Genomic DNA, 22,003 nt, shown 5'->3' on the forward strand with positions numbered 1-22,003 from the left:
GCGCTCGGCCGAGGACCGTCAGCCGAGGACGACGAGCAGGTCGCCGCCCTCCACCTGCTGCACCTCCCCGATGGCCAGCCGCTGCACCGTCCCGGCGACGGGGGCGGTGATGGCGGCCTCCATCTTCATGGCCTCGATGCTGGCGACCGGCTGGCCGGTCTCGACGGCGTCGCCCTCGGCGACCTGGAGGGTGACCACGCCGGCGAACGGCGCCGCGACATGGCCCGGCTGCGTGCGGTCGGCCTTCTCGGCGGCCTTGACCGCGGCCTCGACCGACCGGTCGCGCACCGCGACCGGGCGCAGCTGGCCGTTGAGGGTGCCCATGACGGTGCGCATGCCGCGCTCGTCGGGGTCGGAGACGGCCTCGATGCCCATGAGCAGGGTGACGCCGGGCTCGAGGTCGACGGCGTGCTCGTCGCCGGGGCGCAGCCCGTACAGGAACTCCTTGGTCGGCAGCACCGACACGTCGCCGTAGGTCTCGTCGTGGGCGAGGTACTCCCGCGTGGGGCCGGGGAACAGCAGCCGGTTGAGGGTGCCGCGGGGGTCCTTGGCCAGCCACTCGCGGTCCTCGTCGGACAGCTCCGCGGGCGGCTCGGCGGGACGGCGGCCCTCCAGCGCCCGGGTGCGGAAGGGCTCGGGCCAGCCGCCGGGCGGGTCGCCGAGCTCGCCGCGCAGGAACCCGATGACCGAGTCGGGCAGGTCGTAGCGCCCCGGGTCGGCGGCGAACTCCTCCACCGAGACCCCGGACCCGACCAGCTGCAGCGCCAGGTCGCCGACCACCTTGGAGCTCGGGGTGACCTTGACCAGCCGGCCCAGCAGCCGGTCCGCGGCGGCGTAGGCGTCCTCGACCTCCTCGAACCGCTGCCCCAGGCCCAGGGCGATGGCCTGCTGGCGCAGGTTGGACAGCTGCCCGCCCGGGATCTCGTGGGTGTACACCCGCCCGGTGGGCGAGGGCAGCCCGGACTCGAACGGCGCGTAGACCCGCCGCACCGCCTCCCAGTACGGCTCGAGGTCGTTGATCGCGGCAAGGGACAGCCCGGTGGCGCGCTCGGTGGTGTCGGTGGCGGCCACGATCGCCGACAGCGGCGGCTGGGACGTCGTCCCGGCCATGGCGGCCACCGCCCCGTCGACGGCGTCCACGCCGGCCTCCCAGGCGGCCAGCAGGGTCGCGGTCTGCCCGCCGGCGGTGTCGTGGGTGTGCAGGTGCACCGGGAGGTCGAAGCGCTCCCGCAGCGCCCGCACCAGGGTCGCGGCGGCGGGCGGGCGCAGCAGCCCGGCCATGTCCTTGATCGCCAGGACGTGCGCACCGGCGTCGACGATCCGCTCGGCCAGGCGCAGGTAGTAGTCCAGGGTGTAGAGGTCCTCACCCGGGTCGGAGAGGTCCCCGGTGTAGCAGAGCGCGACCTCGGCCACCGCCGTCCCGGCCGCGCGGACCGCGTCGATGGCCGGGCGCATCCGGGCCACGTCGTTGAGCGCGTCGAAGACCCGGAACACGTCGATGCCGGTGCGCGCGGCCTCGGCGACGAAGGCGTCGGTCACCTGCTCCGGGTAGGGCGTGTAGCCGACGGTGTTGCGGCCCCGAAGCAGCATCTGCAGGCAGAGGTTCGGCACCGCCGCGCGCAGCGCGGCCAGCCGCTCCCACGGGTCCTCGTGCAGGAACCGCAGCGCGACGTCGTAGGTGGCCCCGCCCCAGCACTCCAGCGACAGCAGCTCCGGCACGGTCCGGGCGACGTGGCCGGCGACGGCGACGAGGTCCTTGGTGCGCACCCGGGTGGCCAGCAGCGACTGGTGCGCGTCCCGGAACGTGGTGTCGGTGACCGCCAGCGCGGTGCGGGCCCGCAGGTCCGCGGCGAAGCCCTCCGGGCCGAGGGAGAGCAGCCGCTGCCGCGACCCCTCCGCCGGGGCCTGCCGCAGGTCGACGGCGGGCAGCTTGGTGGCCGGGTCGACCAGGTGCGGGCGCCGGCCGTGCGGCTCGTTGACCGTGACGTCGGCCAGGTAGGTGAGCAGCCGGGTGCCCCGGTCGGCCGACGCCCGCGCGGTCAGCAGCTGCGGGCGCTGCTCGATGAAGGAGGTGGTGACCCGGCCGGCGGCGAAGTCGGGGTCGTCGAGCAGGGCCTGCAGGAACGGGATGTTGGTGGCCACGCCGCGGATGCGGAACTCGGCCACCGCCCGGCGGGCCCGGGCCACGGCCATGCCGAAGTCCCGCCCGCGGCAGGTCAGCTTCACCAGCATCGAGTCGAAGTGCGCGCCGACCTCCGCGCCGAGCGAGGCGCCGCCGTCGAGCCGGATCCCGGCACCGCCCGGCGACCGGTAGGTCGTGATCCGGCCGGTGTCCGGGCGGAAGCCGTTGGCCGGGTCCTCGGTGGTGATCCGGCACTGCAGCGCCGCCCCGCGGAGCACGATCGTCTCCTGGGCCAGGCCCAGGTCGGCCAGGGTCTCCCCCGCGGCGATCCGCAGCTGGGCCTGCACCAGGTCGACGTCGGTCACCTCCTCGGTGACCGTGTGCTCGACCTGGATGCGGGGGTTCATCTCGATGAACACGTGCCGCCCGGCGGGGTCGAGCAGGAACTCCACCGTGCCGGCGTTGACGTAGCCGATGGCGCGGGCGAAGGCGACCGCGTCGGCGCAGATCCGCTCCCGGAGGGCCGGGTCCAGGCCGGGCGCGGGCGCCAGCTCCACCACCTTCTGGTGCCGGCGCTGCACCGAGCAGTCGCGCTCGAACAGGTGCACCACGTCCCCGGCGCCGTCGGCCAGGACCTGCACCTCGATGTGCCGGGGGTCGACCACGGCCTGCTCGCAGAACACCGTCGGGTCGCCGAAGGCCGATTCGGCCTCCCGCATGGCCGCCTGCACCGCCGGGCGCAGCTCGGCCGGGTCGGCGACCCGCCGCATCCCGCGCCCGCCACCCCCGGCCACGGCCTTGACGAACACCGGGAACGGCAGCGCCTCGGCCGAGGCCACCAGCGCGTCCAGGTCGTCGGTGGGCTCGGTGGAGGCCAGCACCGGCAGCCCCGCCGCCCGGGCCGCGGCGATCGCCCGGGCCTTGTTGCCGGTGAGCTCCAGCACCTCCGCCGGCGGTCCGACGAAGGTGATCCCCGCCCTGGCGCACGCGTCGGCCAGGTCCGGGTTCTCCGAGAGGAAGCCGTAGCCGGGGTAGACCGCGTCCGCCCCGGCCCGGCGCGCGGCCGCCACGACCTCCGCCACGGACAGGTAGGCCCGCACCGGGTGCCCCACCTCGCCGATCGGGTAGCTCTCGTCGGCCTTGAGCCGGTGCACCGAGTTGCGGTCCTCCCACGGGAAGACCGCCACCGTCCCGGCGCCGAGCTCGTAGGCCGCCCGGAACGCCCGCACCGCGATCTCCCCGCGGTTGGCCACCAGCACCTTCGTGAACACAGGGGTCCTCCCGCGGTGCTCGTCGTGGGTCCCGGGCCCGGAACCGTCCGTGCCCGTCGATCCAACCGGACGCCGTCCGGCACGGGAAGCCGGGCCGCGCAGCGCCCGGCCCCACGGGCGTCACCCCCGGGGTGCGGCACCGGTCCCTCCTGTCACCACCAGCCGCCGCAGCGCCAGTACTGTGCCTGCCTGGCCCCCGGTCCCGAGGGGCCTGGTCTCGAGGCACCTGGTCGCGAGAGCAGCGGCCCGGGGGACGGAGGCGGGGTGCACGGGTCCGCCGGGGGTGAGGTCGAGCCGGCGCTGGCGGCCGCCGTCCTGGAGCACCTGCCCGACGGCGTGGGCGTCCTGGACCGCGGCTGGACCGTGCGCTACGTCAACCCGGCCGGCGCCCGGCTGCTGGACCTGCCCCGCGACGAGCTGCTCGGGCGGGACCTGCGCGAGGCGCTGCCCGGGCTCGCCGACACGCCCTTCGAGGCCTTCCTGCGGCACGCCCGCCGCTCCGCCGAGCCGGTCAGCTGGCAGGGCTACCACCCGGGCACCGGCCGCTGGCTGTCGGCCGTCGCCGAGGCGGCCGGCGGGCTGCTGCACGTCTCCTTCCGCGCGGTCCCCCCGCCGCCGGCCGGCCCGGGGGACGGTGACCGGCTGCTCTACCTCGCCGAGGTCAGCGAGGCGATGATCACCACGCTCGACACCGGCGTCCCGGCCGACCGGCTGGCCGCCCTGCTGGTGCCGCGGCTGGCCGACTGGGCGACGGTCACGGTGATCGCCGACGAGGGCGGCCCCGAGCAGACCGCCCGCGCCCACCGGGACCCGACCCTGCTCGACGCGCTGGACACCTACCTGTCCGGGCGGCTGCACGGGGCCCGGACCCAGGACGCGGTGACCGCCGCGCTGGTCTCGGGCGCCCCTGTCCAGGTCACCAGCATCGACCAGACGCTGGTCTCCGCGACGACGCCGACGGACGAGGTCCGCGAGGCCTGGCGCCGGCTGGACGCCCGGAGCTGCGTGTTCGTGCCGGTCCGCTCCCGCGGTGAGACCTTCGGCGTGCTCTCGCTGGTCAACGCCGGCGACCGCCCGCCGCACTCGGCCGCGGAGATCGCCGTCGCGGTGGACGTCGCCCGCCGCGCCGCGCTGGCCTTCGACAACGCCCGCCTCTACCGCCGCCAGGTGCAGGTCGCCGAGACGCTGCAGCGCAGCCTGCTCCCCCCGCCGCCGCCCGCGGACGCGCTCCGGGTGGCGGTGCGCTACCGCCCGGCCAGCAGCCGGGCGCTGGTCGGCGGGGACTTCCACGACGCGTTCCGCACCGCCGACGGGGCGCTGGTCGCGGTCATCGGGGACGTCGCCGGCCACAACCTCGAGGCGGCCGCGGCCATGGGCCGGCTCGCCAGCACCGTCCGCGCGCTGGCCTACGACCGCGGCGACACCCCGGCCGGCACGCTCGCCCGCGTCGACCGGGTCCTCGGCGGCCTCGGCCCGGGCACGCTGGCCACCGCGCTGGTGGCCCGGCTGGAGCAGGACGACGCCCAGCGGGCGACCGGGGAGCACACGCTGCGGTGGTCCTCGGCCGGGCACCCGCCGCCGCTGGTGCTCCGGGCCGACGGCGGGGTGCGGGTGCTCCACACGACGCCCGAGCGGCTGCTCGGGGTCGGCCCGCCGGCGACGCTCCGGACCGACCACCGGGCGGCGCTGCGGTCCGGGGACGTGCTGGTCCTCTACACCGACGGCCTGCTGGAGCACGGCGGCACGTCGATCGACGAGGGCACCGACCGGCTGGCCGCGGTGCTGGCCGGTCTCTCCGGGCGCCCGCTCGAGGAGCTGTGCGACCGCCTGGTGGACGGCGTCCTCACCGGGCGGGCCCGCGACGACGTCGCCGTCCTCGCCGTGGAGGTCGACGGGGCCGACAGGGCCGTCGAGGTCGACGGGGCGTGACCCGGGGCGGGCCCGGTGGCAGTCTCTGACCGTCCCGCCGGCCCCGGAGAGGTCCCCCTGATGACCACGACGTACACCCCCGAGACCACCGCCGCGATCGCCCGCGCCCGGCAGCACGCGGTCGGCGACCTGCTGCACCGCACCGCGGCCCGGTACCCGGAGCGGACCGCCGTCGTGGCCGGCGACCTGCGGGTCACCTACGCGGAGTTCGACGCCGCGGTCAACCGGACCGCGCACGCCCTGGCCGACCGCGGCCTGGCCAAGGGCGACCGGCTGGCGCTGCTGTCGCACAACTGCTGGCAGTTCGCCGTCGTCGCCTTCGCCACCGCACGGATGGGCGTGGTCCTCGTCCCGGTGAACTTCATGCTCGGCCCGGACGAGGTGGCCTACGTGCTCGAGCACTCCGGCGCCGCCGGCATCGTCGCCGAGGACGCCCTCGCGCCCACCGCCGAGAAGGCCCTGGCCGGGGCCGGGATCGACGGCGGGGTGCGCGGCTGGATCGGGCTGTCGGGCGCCGCTCCCTCCAGCGGCTGGGAGGACGTCGACGACTGGTGGCGGACCGGGGACGACACCCCGCCCGACGTCCTCGTCGCCGACGACGACCCCATCCGGATGATGTACACCTCGGGGACGGAGTCCCGGCCCAAGGGCGTGCTGCTCTCCAGCCGGGCGCTGGTCGCGCAGTACGTCAGCTGCATCGTCGACGGGGGCATGACCGCGGACGACGTCGAGGTGCACTCCCTGCCGATGTACCACTGCGCCCAGCTGGACTGCTTCTTCTCCCCCGACGTGTACCTGGGCGCGACCAGCGTCATCCTCCCCGCACCGGACCCGGCGGCGATCCTGGCCGCGGTCGAGCGCGAGCGGGCGACCAAGCTGTTCTGCCCGCCGACGGTCTGGATCTCCCTGCTGCGGCACCCCGACTTCGACAGCACCGACCTCTCCAGCCTGCGCAAGGGCTACTACGGCGCCTCGGCGATGCCGGTGGAGGTGCTCCGGGAGCTGGCCCGGCGGCTGCCGGACGTGCAGCTGTGGAACTTCTACGGCCAGACGGAGATGGCGCCGCTGGCCACCATCCTGCGGCCGCACGAGCAGCTCGAGCGGGCCGGCTCGGCGGGCCGGGCGGCGCTCAACGTGGAGACCCGGGTGGTGGACGACGCCGGCCGGCCGGTGCCGCCGGGCGAGGTGGGCGAGATCGTGCACCGCAGCCCGCACGCGACGCTGGGCTACCACGCGAACGAGGAGAAGACCGCCGAGGCGTTCGCCGGCGGCTGGTTCCACTCCGGCGACCTCGGGACCATGACCGAGGACGGCTACCTGACCGTCGTCGACCGCAAGAAGGACATGATCAAGACCGGCGGGGAGAACGTGGCCAGCCGGGAGGTCGAGGAGGCGGTGTACGAGCTCGACGGGGTCGCCGAGGTGGCGGTGTTCGGGATCAGCCACCCGCACTGGATCGAGGCGGTCACGGCGGTCGTCGTCCCCAGGCCCGGGGCCACCCTGACCGCCGAGGACGTGCACGCCCACACGCGGGAGCGGCTGGCCGGCTACAAGCGGCCGAAGTACGTCGTCCTCGCCGACGCGCTGCCCAAGAACCCCAGCGGCAAGATCCTCAAGCGCGAGCTGCGCCAGCAGCACGCCGGCCTCGCCGACGAGGGCTGAGCACGGCCTGCCGGTCCTGCCGCGATCACCGCCCCCGACCGGACGCCGGCGCGCCTGCCGTGCCCGGCCCGGGACGGTGGTCGTCGACGGCTCGGCCACCTCCCTCCCGCCCCCCCACCCGCCGCTACACTCGGCCTCTCGCGACGGATACCGTGGCCGATCGACGATGTCACCACGGTTTCCACGGTCGAGGGCGCACCGGGGCGGGGCGAACGGTCCCCGCGGAGGGAGAGGTCATGCCGCGCTACGGGGCCCAGTTCGGCCCGGACATCACCTTCCTCGGGGTCGACCGCTGCGACCTCGGGGACCCGGCGTCCCTCGCCGGCGCGGACGTCGTCGTCGTCGGGGCCCCCTTCGACGGCGGGACCTCGCACCGGCCCGGCACCCGCTTCGGCCCCCAGGCGATCCGGATGACCGACTACCTGCCGCACGACGGCTCCCGGCCGAGCCTGGCGCTGCGCACCGACGGGCTGCGCGACCTGCGCGTGCTCGACGCCGGGGACGTGGAGATGTACTCCGGGGACATCGAGACCGCCCTGCCCGCCCTCCGGGAGGCCGTCGCCGCGGTCGTCCGCGCGGGCGCGATCCCCGTCGTCCTCGGCGGGGACCACTCCATCGCCTTCGCCGACGCCGGCGGGGTCGCCGACGTGCTCGGCCACGGGCGGGTGTCGATGGTCCACTTCGACGCGCACGCCGACACCGGTGACATCGAGTTCGGCTCGCTGTGGGGTCACGGCCAGCCGATGCGCCGGCTCATCGAGTCCGGCGCGCTGCGCGGGGACCGGTTCCTGCAGATCGGCCTGCGCGGCTACTGGCCGGGGCCGGAGACGCTGGACTGGATGGCCGCGCAGCGGATGCGCTCCTACGAGATGACCGAGATCGGGCACCGCGGGCTCGACGCGTGCCTCACCGAGGCCTCGGCGATCGCCACCGACGACTGCGACGGCGTGTTCCTCTCGGTCGACATCGACGTCTGCGACCCCGGGCACGCGCCCGGCACCGGCACCCCCGAGCCCGGCGGGCTCACCGCCCGCCAGCTGCTGGACGCCGTCCGCCGGCTCTGCCTCGAGCTGCCGGTCGTCGGGATCGACGTGGTCGAGGTCAGCCCGCCCTACGACCCCGCCGACGTCACCGCCGCCCTGGCCAACCGCGTCGTCCTCGAGGCCCTGTCGGCGATCGCCCGGCGCCGCCGGGACGCCCGCGACGGCACCCGGTGGGACCCCGCCCTCCCCCTGCTCGCCGACCGCCGCCCCCGAGAGGACACCCCGTGACCGCCCACCCGCTCGACCCGCTCACCGCCGACGAGTTCCGGGCCGCGGCCGGCATCCTGCGCCGGGACAGGGGCGTGGACGAGCGCTGGCGGTTCGCCTCCATCGAGCTGCGCGAGCCGGCCAAGGACGTCGTCCGCGCCTTCCGCCCCGGCGACCCGATCCGCCGCGAGGCCCGGGTGACCTGCTGGAGCCGCGACGAGGGGACGCCGTACAAGGCGCTGGTCTCGCTCACCGACGACGCCGTCCTCTCCTGGGAGGCGCAGCCGGGCCGGCAGGCGAACATGACCCTCGACGAGTGGCACGAGGCGCACGAGACGCTCATCGCGCACCCTGACGTCGTCGCCGCCCTCGCCCGGCGCGGCATCACCGACCTCGACCTGGTCCTCATCGACACCTGGGCCTACGGGCACTCGCTGATCCCCGAGGGGCTGCAGGACCGCCGGGTCGGGTGGACCGACGTCTGGCAGCGCTCGGCTCCCGGCGCCAACCCCTACGCCAACCCGGTCATGGGCCTGCACCTGGTCGTGGACCTCAACACGATGGAGCTGCTGCGCATCGAGGACACCCCCCCGCCGGCCCGCCCCGCGGTCATGGGCGAGTACGTGCCCTCGCTGGTGCCGGGGCTGACCCAGCGCACCGACGTGCGGCCCCTGGAGATCACCCAGCCCGAGGGCGTCTCCTTCACCCTCGACGGCAACGAGCTGCGCTGGCAGAACTGGACGCTGCGGCTGGGCTTCAACCACCGCGAGGGCCTGGTGCTGCACCGGGTCGCCTACGACGGGCGCCCGATCGCGCACCGCATGTCCTTCGCGGAGATGGTCGTCCCCTACCGCGACCCCAGCCCGGACCACCACCGGCGGACCGCCTTCGACATCGGCGAGTGGGGCCTGGGCTTCATGACCACCTCGCTGGAGCTCGGCTGCGACTGCCTCGGCGAGATCACCTACGTCGACGCCGTCCTGCACGACAGCCGCGGCGAGCCCTACCCGATCCGCAACGCGATCTGCCTGCACGAGGAGGACGACGGCGTGCTGTGGAAGCACGTCGACGAGCAGGCCGGCGCCGAGGTGCGCCGCTCCCGGCGGATGGTCGTCTCCTTCCACGCCACCGTGGCCAACTACGAGTACCTCGTCTACTGGCGCTTCTACCAGGACGGCACGATCCAGTGCGAGGTGCGGGCCACCGGGATCATGGTGACCAGCGCCTTCGACGGCGACGCCCCGCCGTACGGGACCGTGGTCGACGAGCGCACCTACGCCCCGCACCACCAGCACTTCATCGTCGCCCGCCTCGACATGGAGGTCGACGGCCCGGAGAACACCGTCGTGGTCTCCGAGAGCGAGGCGCTGCCGGTCTCGGAGGGCAACCCCCACGGCCTGGCGCTGGTGCAGCGCAGCCGGGCCCTCGGCACCGAGTCCGAGGGCCGGCAGGACCCGGACTACGCCACCCAGCGCAGCTGGAAGGTGGTCAACCGCGGGCGCCGCACCCGGCTGGGGACGCCGCCGGCCTACAAGCTCGTCCCCTCGTCGGCCTTCCCGGTCATCGCCGACCCCGCCGCGCCGTTCCGGCAGCGCGCCCGGGTCGTCGACCACGCCCTGTGGGTCACCCCGTACGCGGAGGACGAGCGCTGGCCCGCCGGCGAGTTCTGCAACCAGAGCCGCGAGGACGACGGCCTGCCCGCCTGGACGCGGGCGGACCGGCCCATCGCCGACACCGACATCGTGCTGTGGCACGTGTTCGGCATCCACCACATCACCCGGCCCGAGGACTGGCCGGTCATGCCCGTGGACGTCGTGTCCTTCCAGCTGCGGCCGGTCGGCTTCTTCGACCGCAACCCCGCCCTCGACGTGCCGCCCGACCCGTCGCGCTGCCACTAGAAGGACCCCCTGCCCCCCACCGCTCGCGAGCTCGCGGCGGGCCCCTGCAGGAGGCCGCTCCAGCACCACACCAGGCTCGCGGCGGACCCCTGCAGGAGGCCGCTCCAGCACCACACCAGGCTCGCGGCGGACCCCTGCAGGAGGCCGCTCCAGCACCACACCAGGCTCGCGGCGAGCCCCGGGACAGGGGCTCCGGTTCAGTCCTCGGCGGCCGGCGGGAGCTGCGGGCGGCGGGTGCCCCAGGCGTAGGTCTGCTTGCGCAGGCCCAGGTAGAGGTGGGTCTCGGTGGACTCCACGCCCTCGACGGCGCGCAGCCGGGCGATCATCTCCAGCAGCTGGTCGTCGTCCTCGCAGACCACCTCGACGAGCAGGTCGACCGACCCCGCGGTGACCACGACGTAGTCGACCTCGGGGAACTCGGCGACCCGGTCGGCGACCGCCCGCAGGTCCCCCTTCGTGCGGATCGCCACCATCGCCTGCCGCGAGAAGCCGACCTGCAGGGGGTCGGTCACCGCCACGATCTGCATCACCCCGGCGTCCAGCAGCCGCTGCACCCGCTGGCGCACCGCCGCCTCCGACAGCCCGACCGCGGCGGCGATGCGGGCGTAGGGCCGCCGGCCGTCCTCCTGGAGCTGCTCGATGATCGCGCGCGAGACGTCGTCCAGCACGAACTGACCCCGCATCGTCATCGCGTGATCCTATCGGCCGCCGCACGGACGGTGTCGTCGGTCCAGAGCCCCGACGGCTACGATTCACCCCACAATCACCCTCCGACGACGACGGGATCCGTGGTCATGACCACCACCGAGCAGGACGTCGCAGCCCCGGCCGGGCCGATCGGCCCCGAGGCCACGGCCAACCTCTGGCTGCACTTCTCACGCATGGGCGCCTACCGGGACACCCCGCCTCCGGTCATCGTGCGCGGCGAGGGGCCGTGGATCTACGACGACCGCGGCCGGCGCTACCTCGACGGGCTGGCCGGGCTGTTCGTCGTGCAGGCCGGGCACGGGCGCCGGGTGCTGGCCGAGGCCGCGGCCCGCCAGGCCGAGACGCTGGCGTTCTTCCCGCTGTGGTCCTACGCCCACCCGGCGGCCGTCGAGCTCTCCCAGCGGCTGGCCGCCGCGGCCCCCGGCGACCTCAACCGGGTATTCTTCACGACCGGTGGTGGCGAGGCCGTCGAGACCGCGTGGAAGGCCGCCAAGCAGTACTTCAAGCTGACCGGCAAGCCGGGCAAGACCAAGGTCATCAGCCGCGCCGTGGCCTACCACGGCACCACCCAGGGCGCCCTGTCCATCACCGGGCTGCCCGCGCTCAAGGCCGACTTCGAGCCGCTGGTGCCGGGCACGTTCCGGGTGCCCAACACCAACCTGTACCGGGCGCCGGTCTTCGGCGACGACCCCGAGGCCTTCGGCCGGTGGGCCGCCGACCAGATCGAGCAGCAGATCCTGTTCGAGGGCCCGGAGACGGTGGCCGCGGTGTTCCTGGAGCCGGTGCAGAACGCCGGCGGCTGCTTCCCGCCGCCGCCCGGGTACTTCGCGCGGGTCCGGGAGATCTGCGACCGCCACGACGTCCTGCTGGTCAGCGACGAGGTCATCTGCGCCTTCGGCCGGCTGGGCACGACGTTCGCCTGCGACAAGTTCGGCTACGTCCCCGACATGATCACCTGCGCCAAGGGCATGACCTCGGGCTACTCCCCCATCGGCGCCATGATCGCCTCCGACCGGGTCGTGGAGCCCTTCCTGCGGGGGACGACGTCCTTCCCGCACGGCTACACCTTCGGCGGCCACCCGGTCAGCGCGGCGGTGGCGATGGCCAACCTCGACATCTTCGAGGAGGAGGGCCTGGGCGCCCACGTGCTGGCCACCGAGGGGGCGTTCCGGGCCACCCTGGAGCGGCTGCTGGACCTGCCGATCGTCGGGGACGTCCGCGGCGACGGGTTCTTCTACGGGATCGAGCTGGTCAAGGACAAGGCCACCAAGGAGACCTTCGACGACGCGGAGTCCGAGCGGCTGCTGCGCGGCTTCCTCTCCGGCGCCCTGTTCGAGGCCGGCCTGTACTGCCGCGCCGACGACCGCGGCGACCCGGTCGTCCAGCTCGCCCCGCCGCTGGTCTGCGGCCAGGCCGAGTTCGACCTCATGGAGCAGGTGCTGCGCGGTGTCCTCACCGAGGCCTGGACCCGGCTGTAGGAGACCCACCCCTCCTCCCTCCGGGGATCACGGGGTCCCGGCAGGCCACAGGCCCGACACGCCGGCCGTCCCGGCGGGATGCCCGTGATCACCGCCGGGGAGGCTGCCCCGGCGAGGCCCGGCGCGCGCACCCGGTGATCGGGTGGCCGGTGCGGGCCACAATGGCGGCGTGGGCGTCCCCCGAGGGGACCCGCTCGCCGAGAGCCGGGTGGCGTTGCGCACCGGCGACGCGGCCACCGCGCGCCGGCTGCTCGCGCACGTCGACCCCGCGGAGGCCTCGGGCGAGGAGCTCGAGGCACTGGCGCACGCCGCCTACCTCGAGCTCGACTTCGCCGCCGCCGCCGAGCAGTGGGAGCGCGCCTACGCGGCGCACCGCCGCGCCGGCGACCGGCTGGGCGCCGTCCGGGTGGCGCGGTCGGTGGCCTGCATCCACCTGGTCGTGTTCGGCGACCGCGCCGTGGCCGGCGGCTGGCTGGCCCGTGCCCGCTCCCTCTCCGGCGCCGCGGAGGGGTCCCGGGAGGCCGGCTGGGTGGCGCTCGACCTCGGCATGTTCGAGCTTGACCGGGTCCGGAAGGAGCAGTGCTACGCGCGGGCCCTCGCCGTCGCCCGGGACGTCGGCGACACCGACCTGGAGATGGCCACGCTCGCCTACCTCGGCGCCTCCCTCGTGCACCGGGACCGCGTCGACGAGGGCATGGCCATGCTCGACGAGGCCTTGGCCGCGGTCGCCGGCGGGGACGTGGGCGACGTCATCGTCCTCGAGGAGATCTTCTGCCAGCTCTTCGCCGCCTGCGAGCACGCCCGCGACGTCCGCCGGGCCGACGAGTGGATCCGGGTCGGCGAGGCCGTCGCCCGGCGCCGGCGGCTGCCGGCCGTGTCGGCGTTCTGCCGCACCCACTACGGCGGCGTCCTCACCACGGCGGGCCGGTGGCCGGAGGCCGAGGAGGCGCTGACCGCCGCGGTGCGCCTCTGGGGCCTCAGCCGCCGGTCGGGCCTGCGGGCCGGGGCGCTGGTCCGGCTGGCCGACCTGCGTGCCCGGCAGGGCCGCTTCGAGGAGGCCGAGCAGCTCCTGGAGGACGTCGACGAGGAGGACGTCGGCGTGGTCGCCCGCACCCGCGCGGCGGTCCTGCTGGCCCGCGGCGAGACCGAACGCGCCGGCGACACCCTGGAACGGGCGCTGGCCGCGCTCGACCCCGGGGGCTCGGAGGCCGTCCCGCTGTGGGCCGGGTTGGTGGACGTGCACCTGGCGGCAGGGCGGCTGGACGAGGCCGGTGCCGCGGCCGCGTGCGCGGAGCGCGGCGCCCGGCGCTCCGGCGGCGCGTACCCGCTGGCGACGGCGGCGCTGGCCCGCGCCCAGGTGTGCCTGGCCGGCGGCAGCGACCCGTGCGCGTGCCTGCGGGAGGCGCTCGCCGGCTTCACCCGGGCGCAGACCCCCGTGGAGGCGGCGCGCTGCCGGCTGGCCCTCGCCCGGGCGGTCGCGGCCGACCGGCCCGCCGTGGCGCGGGCCGAGGCGCGGGCGGCGCTGGAGGAGTTCCGCCGGCTGAACGCCACCCGGGACGCCGACGCCGCCACCGCGCTGCTGCGGACCCTCGGCGTCCGCCCACCGCCACCGCCCCGCGCCGGCGGGCCGCTCACCCGGCGGGAGGCCGAGGTGCTGGACCTGCTGGGTCACGGGCTGTCCAACCCCGAGATCGCGACCCGGCTGTTCCTCAGCCGCCGCACCGTGGAGCACCACGTGGCCAGCGTGCTGGCCAAGCTGGGGTTGCGCAGCCGCGCGGAGGCCGCCGCCTACGCCACCCGGCAGGTCGGGGGACGCGGATAGGCGAGCTCACCGATCCCCCCGGGGCGCGACGAGGGCAGCGTGACCGGCACCCAGCCCCCGAGGAGGACGGTCGTGAACCCCCGATACGACGCGATCGTGGTGGGCGCCCGGTGCGCCGGCGCCGCCACCGCCATGCTGCTGGCCCGGCGCGGCCACCGGGTGCTCCTGGTGGACCGCGCCACCTTCCCCAGCGACACCCTCTCCACCCACGTCGTCCACGCCCCCGGCGTCGCGGCCCTGCGGCGCTGGGGCCTGCTGGAGGCGGTGACGGCGACCGGCTGCCCGCCGATCGAGCGCTACTCCTTCGACTTCGGGCCCGTCACCATCACCGGCTGCCCGCCCGCCGTCGACGGCAGCGGGACCGCCTACGCCCCGCGGCGCCACCTGCTGGACGCGATCCTCGTCCGCGCTGCGGTGGCAGCGGGCGCGGAACTGCGCGAGCGCACCACGGTGGACGGCCTCCTCCGGGCGGGCGGCACGGTCGTCGGCGTGACCGGGCACGGCCCCGGCGGGCGCCCGGTGGCGGAGCGGGCGCGCGTCGTCGTGGGCGCCGACGGCCGCGCGTCCCGCGTCGCCCGGCTGGCCGGGGCCCGGGAGTACCTGACCCGGCCGAAGCTGCAGTGGGGCTACTACACCTACTGGCGCGACCTGCCGCAGGAGACCTTCGCGAGCGTGGCCCGCCCCGGCCGGGGGTGGGCGGCGATCCCGACCAACGACGGGCTGACCCTCGTCGTCGTCGGCTGGCCCACCGCCGAGGTGGCCGCCTACAAGGCCGATGTCGAGGGCAGCTACCTGCGCACCCTCGACCTCGTGCCCGAGTGGGGCGCCCGGGTCCGGGCGGCCACCCGGGTGGCGCCGTTCTCCGGGGGCTCGGTGCGCAACGTCCTGCGCGTCCCCTCCGGGCCCGGCTGGGTGCTGGTCGGGGACGCCGGCTGCACCATGGACCCGATCACCGCCCAGGGCATGTCGGACGCCTTCCTCGACGCCGAGTCCTGCGCCGCGGCGCTGGACGACGTCCTGCGCGGTCGACGGTCCTCCGACGACGCGATGGGCGCGCACCACCGCGAGCGGGATGCCCGCCTGCTCCCGATGTACGGCTTCACCACCGAGCTGGCCACGCTGGCGCCGCCGTCCGAGGAGGTGCAGCGGCTGCTCGCCGCGGTCGCCCTCGACCCGGAGGCGATGGACGCGTTCGCCGGTGTCGTGGCCGGCACCGTGCCGCCCGGGGACTTCTTCGCCCCCGGTAACGCGGCGAGGATCCTGCGCGGTCGGGCGGCGTGACCGGCGGGCCCGGGCGCGACGGGTTCCCCGCCGCCGCGCCCGGGCCCCGGCTGGGTGGTCAGCCCTCCGCGGCGGGGACGCAGAGCACCGGCCGGTGGGAGAGGTGCAGCAGCTTGTGCGGCACCGAGCCCAGGATCGCCCCGCGCAGCGGGGTCTCCCCGTACGAGCCGACGACGACGACCCGGGCGTCGTGCCGCTCGGCGGCGTCGAGCAGCGCATCGACCGGCTTGTCGGGCAGCACCTCGACCACCGTCGCCACACCGGCGGCCCGGGCGGCCTCGACGGCGTGCGCGGTCGCGGCCCGGCCCAGCTCGGCGATGGCCTGGTAGTGCTCGCCGGCCTCCTCGCCGACGGTGCCGGGGGGCGCGGCCCCGAAGACCAGCACCAGCGGCTCGCCGAGCCGGCCGGCCAGGTCGATCGCCAGGTCCAGCGCCCGGCGGGCTCCCGGGGACTCGTCGTAGCCCAGGACGATGCTCATGCCTCTTCCTCTCGTCGGCCTCCCGGCCGGTCAGCGGGTCCTCGGTGCACCGGGTCGCCCGTCACGGCGCGGGGTCCTCGACGGCCGCCGCGCTGCGGCCGGCGGCGATGTCGCTCTCGAGCCGCTCGGCGGTGGTGGTGCGCTCCTGCCAGAACCGGCCGTCGCGCACCCGCCAGACGGCCATGACGACCAGGCCGAGCACGAAGATCCCGACCCCGATCACCAGCGGCGGGCCCACGCCGAGCCACGCCTGGCCGCTGTAGGAGTTGGCCGGGTCGGCCAGGTCGACCAGCGACTCCACCAGCAGCCACAGCAGCAGCAGCGCGCCGACCACCGGGCCGACGCCGATCAGCAGCAGGTCCTTGACGCTGCGGGTCAGCCGCCGCCGGTAGAACACCGCGCAGGCGATGCCGGTGAGGGCGTAGTAGAAGGCGATGAGCAGCGAGAGCGCGGTGAGCGAGTCGAACAGGGCGTTCTCGCTGATGGCGCTGACCAGCAGGTACCAGGCGATGGCGATCCCGGCGACCCACCACGTCGAGACGTCGGGGGTGCGGTACCGCGGGTGGATGCGGGCCAGGCCGTGCGGCAACGCGTGCCGGCGCGCCATCGACAGCCCGGTCCGGGACGCCGGGAGGATCGTCGTCTGGGTGGAGGCCAGGGCGGCGGTCGCCACCGACAGCAGGAGCACCCAGTCCCACCCGCCGAGGACGTCACCGGCCAGCAGGGCGAAGATGAACTCCTCCTCGCCGGCGTTGGCCTCGAGGTAGCCGGTCCCGGAGAAGACGAGGACGGCGTAGGCCACCGCCAGGTAGGTCACCAGCAGCAGCACGGTCGAGACGATCGCGGCCCGGCCGGGCGCGGAGGCGGAGTCCTTGGTCTCCTCGGTGAGGTTGACCGCCGACTCCCAGCCCCAGTAGATGAAGACGCCCAGCAGCAGGCCGCCGGTGAGGGCCGCCCCGCCGGCGCCGAACGGGTTGAGCCACGACCACTCGGGCGTCAGCCCGCCGCCCTCGACGGCGTCCCCGCCGAGACCGCGCACGATCGCCACCACGGCGAACACCAGCAGCGCCGCGACCTGGGCGATGATGAGCACGTCCTGCAGCCGGGCGGACAGCTCGGTGCCGAGCACGCAGACGGCGGTCATCAGCAGGATGACCAGCACGGTGAGCACCCGGATCACCACCGTGTTCTCGGCCAGGCCGTCCAGCTGCAGGGCCAGCAGGCCGAACCGGACGGCGACGTCGGCCAGCGAGCCGATCACCAGGACGCCGGTCATGGCGATGGCCCACCCCCCCAGCCAGCCCACCCAGGGGCCCATCGCCCGGGTGACCCAGGAGAAGGTGGTGCCGCAGTCCTGGTCGGCCCGGTTCAGGTAGTAGAAGGCCGAGGCGATGAGCAGCATCGGCACGAAGGACGCCAGGAACACGCCCGGCGCGTAGACGCCGACCAGGGCGACGACGGGGCCGATGACGGCCGCCATCGAGTAGGCCGGCGACGTCGAGGCGAGGCCGATGACGAGGGCGTCGAGGAACCCGATGGCGTTGTGCCGGAGCTCGGCGGGCGCCTCCGCCGGCGGCTGCTGGTGGCTCATCCGACGGTTATCGCAGCCGGAGCCGCTTTCGGCAAGGGTTTGGTGGTCACGAACCTGTTGATACGACGGAAGTCGTCGCTAGGCTGCCGGTCACCTGTGGAGGTGGACATGCGCATCCTGCTCGTCGGCGCCGGTGGCGTCGGCAGTGCGGTCGCCGCCATCGCGGCCCGCCGACCCTTCGTCGACCGCCTCGTGGTGGCCGACTTCGACCCCGCCCGCGCGGAGAAGGCGGTGGCGGCGACCGGCGACCCCCGGCTGGTGGCCGCCCGCGTCGACGCCTCCGACGAGGCCGGCGTGCGCGCGCTGCTGGCCGAGCACTCCTGCGAGGTGCTGCTCAACGCGACCGACCCGCGCTTCGTCATGCCGCTGTTCCGGGCCGCGCTGGCCGCGGGCGTCGACTACCTGGACATGGCGATGTCGCTGTCGCGGCCGCACCCGGAGCGGCCCTACGAGCAGACCGGGGTGAAGCTCGGCGACGAGCAGTTCGCCCTGGCCGGCGAGTGGGAGGCCGCCGGCCGGCTGGCGCTGGTCGGCATCGGCGTGGAACCCGGGCTGTCGGACGTGTTCGCCCGCTACGCCGCCGACCACCTGTTCACCGAGATCGACGAGCTCGGCGTCCGGGACGGGGCGGACCTCACCGTCCGCGGCCACGACTTCGCGCCGTCCTTCAGCATCTGGACGACCATCGAGGAGTGCCTCAACCCGCCGGTGGTGTGGGAGCGCGACCGGGGCTGGTTCACCACCCCGCCGTTCAGCGAGCCGGAGGTCTTCGACTTCCCGGAGGGGATCGGGCCGGTCGAGTGCGTGAACGTGGAGCACGAGGAGGTGCTCCTCATGCCGCGCTGGGTGGACGCGCGGCGGGTCACCTTCAAGTACGGCCTCGGCACGGAGTTCATCGACGTCCTCAAGACGCTGCACAAGCTCGGGCTGGACCGCACCGAGCCGGTGCGCGTCGGCGGCTTCGAGGTCTCCCCGCGCGACGTCGTCGCCGCCGTGCTGCCCGACCCGGCCGGGCTCGGCGAGCTGATGACGGGGAAGACCTGCGCCGGGCTGTGGGTCAGCGGCACCGGCACGGACGGCGCCCGCCGGCAGGTGTACCTGTACCACGTGGTCGACAACGCCTGGTCGATGGCGGAGTACGGGGCCCAGGCGGTGGTCTGGCAGACCGCCGTCAACCCGGTCGTGGCCCTCGAGCTGCTGGCCACCGGCCGGTGGTCCGGGTCGGGCGTGCTGGGCCCGGAGGCCTTCGACGCGGTGCCCTTCCTCGACCTGCTGACCGCCTACGGCTCCCCCTGGGGGATGCGCGAGGGCGGCTGACGCCCGCGCCGGTCGGCCGGGGCGCGGGGCCCCGGCCGGCCGGCCACGTCACCGGGCGGGGGCGTGCTCGTCGAAGGCGGCGTCGAGGACGTCGAGCGCCTCGCCGAGCAGCTCCTGGCCGATGACCAGCGGCGGCAGGAACCGCAGCACGTTGCCGAAGGTGCCGGCGGTGAGCGTCACCACGCCCTGCGCGTGGCAGGCCTTCGAGATGCGGGCGGTCAGCTCGGCGTCGGGCTGCGACGTGCCGGGCCGGACCAGCTCGACGGCGAGCATCGCGCCCCGACCGCGCACGTCGCCGACGGCACCGGTCCGCTCCTGCAGCGCGCGCAGCCGCGGCAGCATGGTGGCCTCGATGGCCCGCGCCGCCCCGGCGAGCTCCTGCTCGCGCATGGTCCGGATGGTCGCCAGCGCGGCGGCGCAGGCGACCGGGTTGCCGCCGTAGGTGCCGCCCAGGCCGCCGGTGTGGCAGGCGTCCATGAGCTCGGCCCGACCGGTGAGGCCGGCCAGCGGCAGCCCGCCGGCGATGCCCTTGGCGGTGGTGACCAGGTCGGGCACGACCTGCTCGTGCTCGCAGGCGAACCAGTCGCCGGTGCGGCAGAACCCGGTCTGGATCTCGTCGGCGACGAACACCGCCCCCGAGCGCCGGCACCAGTCGGCGAGCGCCGGCAGGAAGCCCGGGGCCGGGACGACGAAGCCGCCCTCGCCCTGGACCGGCTCGATGAGCACCGCGGCGACGTTCTCCGCCCCGACCTGGGTCTCGACCAGGGCCAGCGCGCGGGCCGCGGCCTGCTCGCCGGTCATCCCCTCCGGGTCGCGGAAGGGGTAGGACATCGGGACGCGGTACACCTCCCCGGCGAAGGGCCCGAAACCGTGCTTGTAGGGCATGTTCTTCGCGGTGAGGGCCATCGTGAGGTTGGTCCGGCCGTGGTAGGCGTGGTCGAAGACGACGACCGCCTGGCGCCCGGTGGCGTGCCGGGCCACCTTCACCGCGTTCTCGACCGCCTCGGCGCCGGAGTTGAACAGCGCGGACCGCTTCTCGTGGTCGCCGGGGGTGAGGCGGGCGAGCTCCTCGCAGACGGCGACGTAGCCCTCGTAGGGGCCGACCATGAAGCAGGTGTGGGTGAAGGCGGCGACCTGCTCCTGCACCGCGGCCACGACCGCCGGCGCGGCGTTGCCGACGTTGGTCACCGCGATGCCGGAGCCGAGGTCGATGAAGGAGTTGCCGTCGACGTCGACGAGCACGCCACCGCCGGCGCGCTCGACGTAGACGGGCAGGGTGCTGCCGACCGCGGAGGAGACGGTCGCGGCGCGGCGCGCGGCCAGCTCGCGGGACCGGGGGCCGGGCACCTCGGTCACCAGGCGTCGCTCCTGCGGCAGCGTGTCGGGGCCGGTGAGCAGGTCGGTCATCGCTTCTCCTCGCGGGGCACGGGTTCCCCCGCCCAGGGGACGGGGCGGGTTCCAGCCTGGGACCCCTACCCGGTTCCCCGGTACCGTCCACTCCGGCGCGCCGTGGACGTCCGGGTGTCCACATCGTCGAGAGGGGGGCGGGTGCCGGTCACCGTGGCCTCGCTCCGGGACACCCGGTCCCTGGGGCTGGTCCTGCACACGCGCTCCGCCCCGGTGGACCGGCCGGTGTCCTGGGTGCACGTCAGCGAGCTGGCCGACCCGGCGCCGTTCCTGGAGGGCGGCGAGCTGCTGCTCACCACCGGGCTGCCGCTGGCCCGCGGGGGGGAGGACCCGGCGGCCTACGTGGGCCGGCTGGCCGACGCAGGGGTGGTCGGGCTGGGCCTGGGCACCGGGCTCGGCCTGCCGGAGGTGCCCGCCGAGCTCGTGGCGGCGGCCGACGCCCGCGGCGTCGCCGTCCTCGAGGTCCCGCGGCGGACGCCGTTCATCGCGATCTCCCGGGCCGTGTCGGCGGCGCTGGCCGCCGAGGAGTACGCGGCGGTGGCCCGGGCCTCGGCGGTGCAGCAGGAGCTCACCCGCGCGGCGGCGACGGCCGGCGCGGCCCGGGCGGTCGTCGAGCGGCTCGCCCGGCACCTGGGCGCCTGGGTGCTGCTGGTCGACGCCACCGGGACGCCGCTGGAGGCCGCGCCCCGGGAGGCGCGCCGGAGAGCGGCCGACCTCGCCCCCGCGGTGGAGCGGCTGCGCGGGGTGCGCCCCCCGGCCGGGGCCGCGCTGACCGACCCCGGCGAGACGGTGCTGCTGCAGTCGCTGGGCACCGGGCCGCGCAGCCGGGGCTTCCTCGCCGTCGGCCGCCCCGACCGCTTCCCCGCGGCCGACCGGCACGTCGTGGACGCCGCCGCGCTGCTGCTCACCCTCCGGCTGGAGCAGTCGCGGGCGCTGGAGGGGGCGACCGCGGCGCTGCGGGCCGCGCTGCTGCGCCTGCTGCTGGCCGGCGGGCACGACGACGTGGTCCCGGTGCTCGCCGCGCTCGGGGAGCGGTTGCCCGCCGCGCCGGTGCGCGCGCACGTCGTCCTGGGCGGCGCCGAGCAGCGGGCGGCCGCCGTCGACGTCGCGGCCGACGCGGCGGCGCACGCGGGCGCCCCGGTGTTCGCCGCCGAGTGCGACGGCGCGCTCGTCCTCCTGACCGGCCCCGGCGCGGACCCCGCCGGGTGGCTGTCCGGCCTCCCCGGCAGGGTGCCCGGCGCCGTCCTCGGGACCGCGCCACCGGCACCGTGGGCCGGGCTGGCCGAGGCGGTGCGGCAGGCGCGGCAGGCCGCCGAGCACGGCCGGGCGACCGGCCGGCCGGTGACCGCCTTCGCCGACCTGGCCGGTCGCGGGCTCGCCGCGCTGCTGGACCCCGACGCGACCGCCGCCTTCGCCGGGGCCGTGCTCGCCCCGCTGGTGGCCGCCGACCGCGCCGGCCCCGGCGACCTGGTGGGGTCGCTGCGGGCCTGGCTGGCCGCCCACGGCCAGTGGGAGCCGGCCGCGGCCACCCTCGGGGTGCACCGGCACACCCTGCGCAAGCGGATCCGGCGGGCCGAGCAGCGGCCCGCCCGGGACCTGGACTCCCCCGGCGTCCGGGCCGAGCTGTGGCTGGCCCTGCACCCGCCGGGGTCACCGGACCGAGCAGTCGCAGCCAGAGGCGCGGAAGAGGAAGCCATGCCCCCGTCGGAGAACCCCTGACGCAGGCATGGCTTCCCATCCCGCGAGCGCGACGGAGCGGCCCTCCTGCAGGGGCCCGCCCCGAGCGTCG

At 75.8% G+C, this 22,003-nt stretch carries 14 protein-coding genes; 9 read left to right on the forward strand and 5 right to left on the reverse strand.

Annotated features, from left to right (window positions below):
* Window positions 1-18: 18 nt before the first annotated feature.
* Complete coding sequence (locus ACI8AC_RS14935) at window positions 19-3,393, reverse strand: pyruvate carboxylase (protein WP_456898581.1); 3,375 nt, start codon at window positions 3,391-3,393, stop codon at window positions 19-21.
* Between the two features lie 264 nt (window positions 3,394-3,657).
* Here ACI8AC_RS14935 and ACI8AC_RS14940 point away from each other — a divergent pair, with 264 nt between their 5' ends.
* The 4 genes from ACI8AC_RS14940 (at window position 3,658) to ACI8AC_RS14955 (ending at window position 10,132) form a co-directional block, all read left to right on the forward strand.
* On the forward strand, window positions 3,658-5,322 hold the full coding sequence (locus ACI8AC_RS14940; RefSeq protein WP_456898582.1) for a SpoIIE family protein phosphatase: 1,665 nt from the start codon (window positions 3,658-3,660) through the stop codon (window positions 5,320-5,322).
* A gap of 60 nt (window positions 5,323-5,382) precedes the next feature.
* Window positions 5,383-6,984 (forward strand): acyl-CoA synthetase, encoded by a 1,602-nt coding sequence (locus ACI8AC_RS14945; RefSeq protein ID WP_456898583.1) that lies wholly within the window; start codon window positions 5,383-5,385, stop codon window positions 6,982-6,984.
* Window positions 6,985-7,220: 236 nt separating this feature from the next.
* Complete coding sequence (gene speB / locus ACI8AC_RS14950) at window positions 7,221-8,255, forward strand: agmatinase (protein WP_456898584.1); 1,035 nt, start codon at window positions 7,221-7,223, stop codon at window positions 8,253-8,255.
* Entirely contained in the window at window positions 8,252-10,132 is a 1,881-nt protein-coding gene (locus tag ACI8AC_RS14955; protein ID WP_456898585.1) for a primary-amine oxidase, read from the forward strand. The genes speB and ACI8AC_RS14955 overlap by 4 nt, the downstream gene beginning before the upstream one ends.
* Before the next feature lie 197 nt (window positions 10,133-10,329).
* Here the strand turns inward: ACI8AC_RS14955 and ACI8AC_RS14960 are convergent, their stop codons facing one another.
* The gene (locus ACI8AC_RS14960; protein ID WP_456898586.1) at window positions 10,330-10,821 is read right to left on the reverse strand and encodes an Lrp/AsnC family transcriptional regulator; all 492 of its coding nucleotides are present in this window, start codon (window positions 10,819-10,821) and stop codon (window positions 10,330-10,332) included.
* 105 nt (window positions 10,822-10,926) lie between these two features.
* Between ACI8AC_RS14960 and ACI8AC_RS14965 the strand changes: the two genes are divergently transcribed.
* The 3 genes from ACI8AC_RS14965 (at window position 10,927) to ACI8AC_RS14975 (ending at window position 15,421) form a co-directional block, all read left to right on the forward strand.
* A complete protein-coding gene (locus ACI8AC_RS14965) occupies window positions 10,927-12,318 on the forward strand; it encodes an aspartate aminotransferase family protein (RefSeq protein ID WP_456898587.1) in 1,392 nt (463 codons plus the stop codon).
* A gap of 169 nt (window positions 12,319-12,487) precedes the next feature.
* On the forward strand, window positions 12,488-14,140 hold the full coding sequence (locus tag ACI8AC_RS14970) for a LuxR C-terminal-related transcriptional regulator (RefSeq protein ID WP_456898588.1): 1,653 nt from the start codon (window positions 12,488-12,490) through the stop codon (window positions 14,138-14,140).
* Window positions 14,141-14,212: 72 nt separating this feature from the next.
* On the forward strand, window positions 14,213-15,421 hold the full coding sequence (locus tag ACI8AC_RS14975; protein ID WP_456898589.1) for an NAD(P)/FAD-dependent oxidoreductase: 1,209 nt from the start codon (window positions 14,213-14,215) through the stop codon (window positions 15,419-15,421).
* 58 nt (window positions 15,422-15,479) lie between these two features.
* Here ACI8AC_RS14975 and ACI8AC_RS14980 read toward each other — a convergent pair whose 3' ends face one another.
* Entirely contained in the window at window positions 15,480-15,899 is a 420-nt protein-coding gene (locus ACI8AC_RS14980; protein WP_456898590.1) for a universal stress protein, read from the reverse strand.
* A 61-nt stretch (window positions 15,900-15,960) separates the two neighbouring features.
* Window positions 15,961-17,490 (reverse strand): APC family permease, encoded by a 1,530-nt coding sequence (locus ACI8AC_RS14985; RefSeq protein WP_456898591.1) that lies wholly within the window; start codon window positions 17,488-17,490, stop codon window positions 15,961-15,963.
* A 108-nt stretch (window positions 17,491-17,598) separates the two neighbouring features.
* Here ACI8AC_RS14985 and ACI8AC_RS14990 point away from each other — a divergent pair, with 108 nt between their 5' ends.
* Window positions 17,599-18,807: a saccharopine dehydrogenase family protein gene (locus ACI8AC_RS14990; protein WP_456898592.1), complete on the forward strand. Its 1,209-nt coding sequence runs from the start codon at window positions 17,599-17,601 to the stop codon at window positions 18,805-18,807.
* Between the two features lie 48 nt (window positions 18,808-18,855).
* Here the strand turns inward: ACI8AC_RS14990 and gabT are convergent, their stop codons facing one another.
* The gene (gene gabT / locus ACI8AC_RS14995) at window positions 18,856-20,214 is read right to left on the reverse strand and encodes a 4-aminobutyrate--2-oxoglutarate transaminase (protein WP_456898593.1); all 1,359 of its coding nucleotides are present in this window, start codon (window positions 20,212-20,214) and stop codon (window positions 18,856-18,858) included.
* 141 nt (window positions 20,215-20,355) lie between these two features.
* Here gabT and ACI8AC_RS15000 point away from each other — a divergent pair, with 141 nt between their 5' ends.
* Window positions 20,356-21,933, forward strand: coding sequence for a PucR family transcriptional regulator (locus ACI8AC_RS15000; protein WP_456898594.1), 1,578 nt, complete (start codon window positions 20,356-20,358; stop codon window positions 21,931-21,933).
* Window positions 21,934-22,003 lie beyond the last annotated feature (70 nt).

It is taken from the genome of Geodermatophilus sp. SYSU D00758 (genome assembly GCF_054049955.1).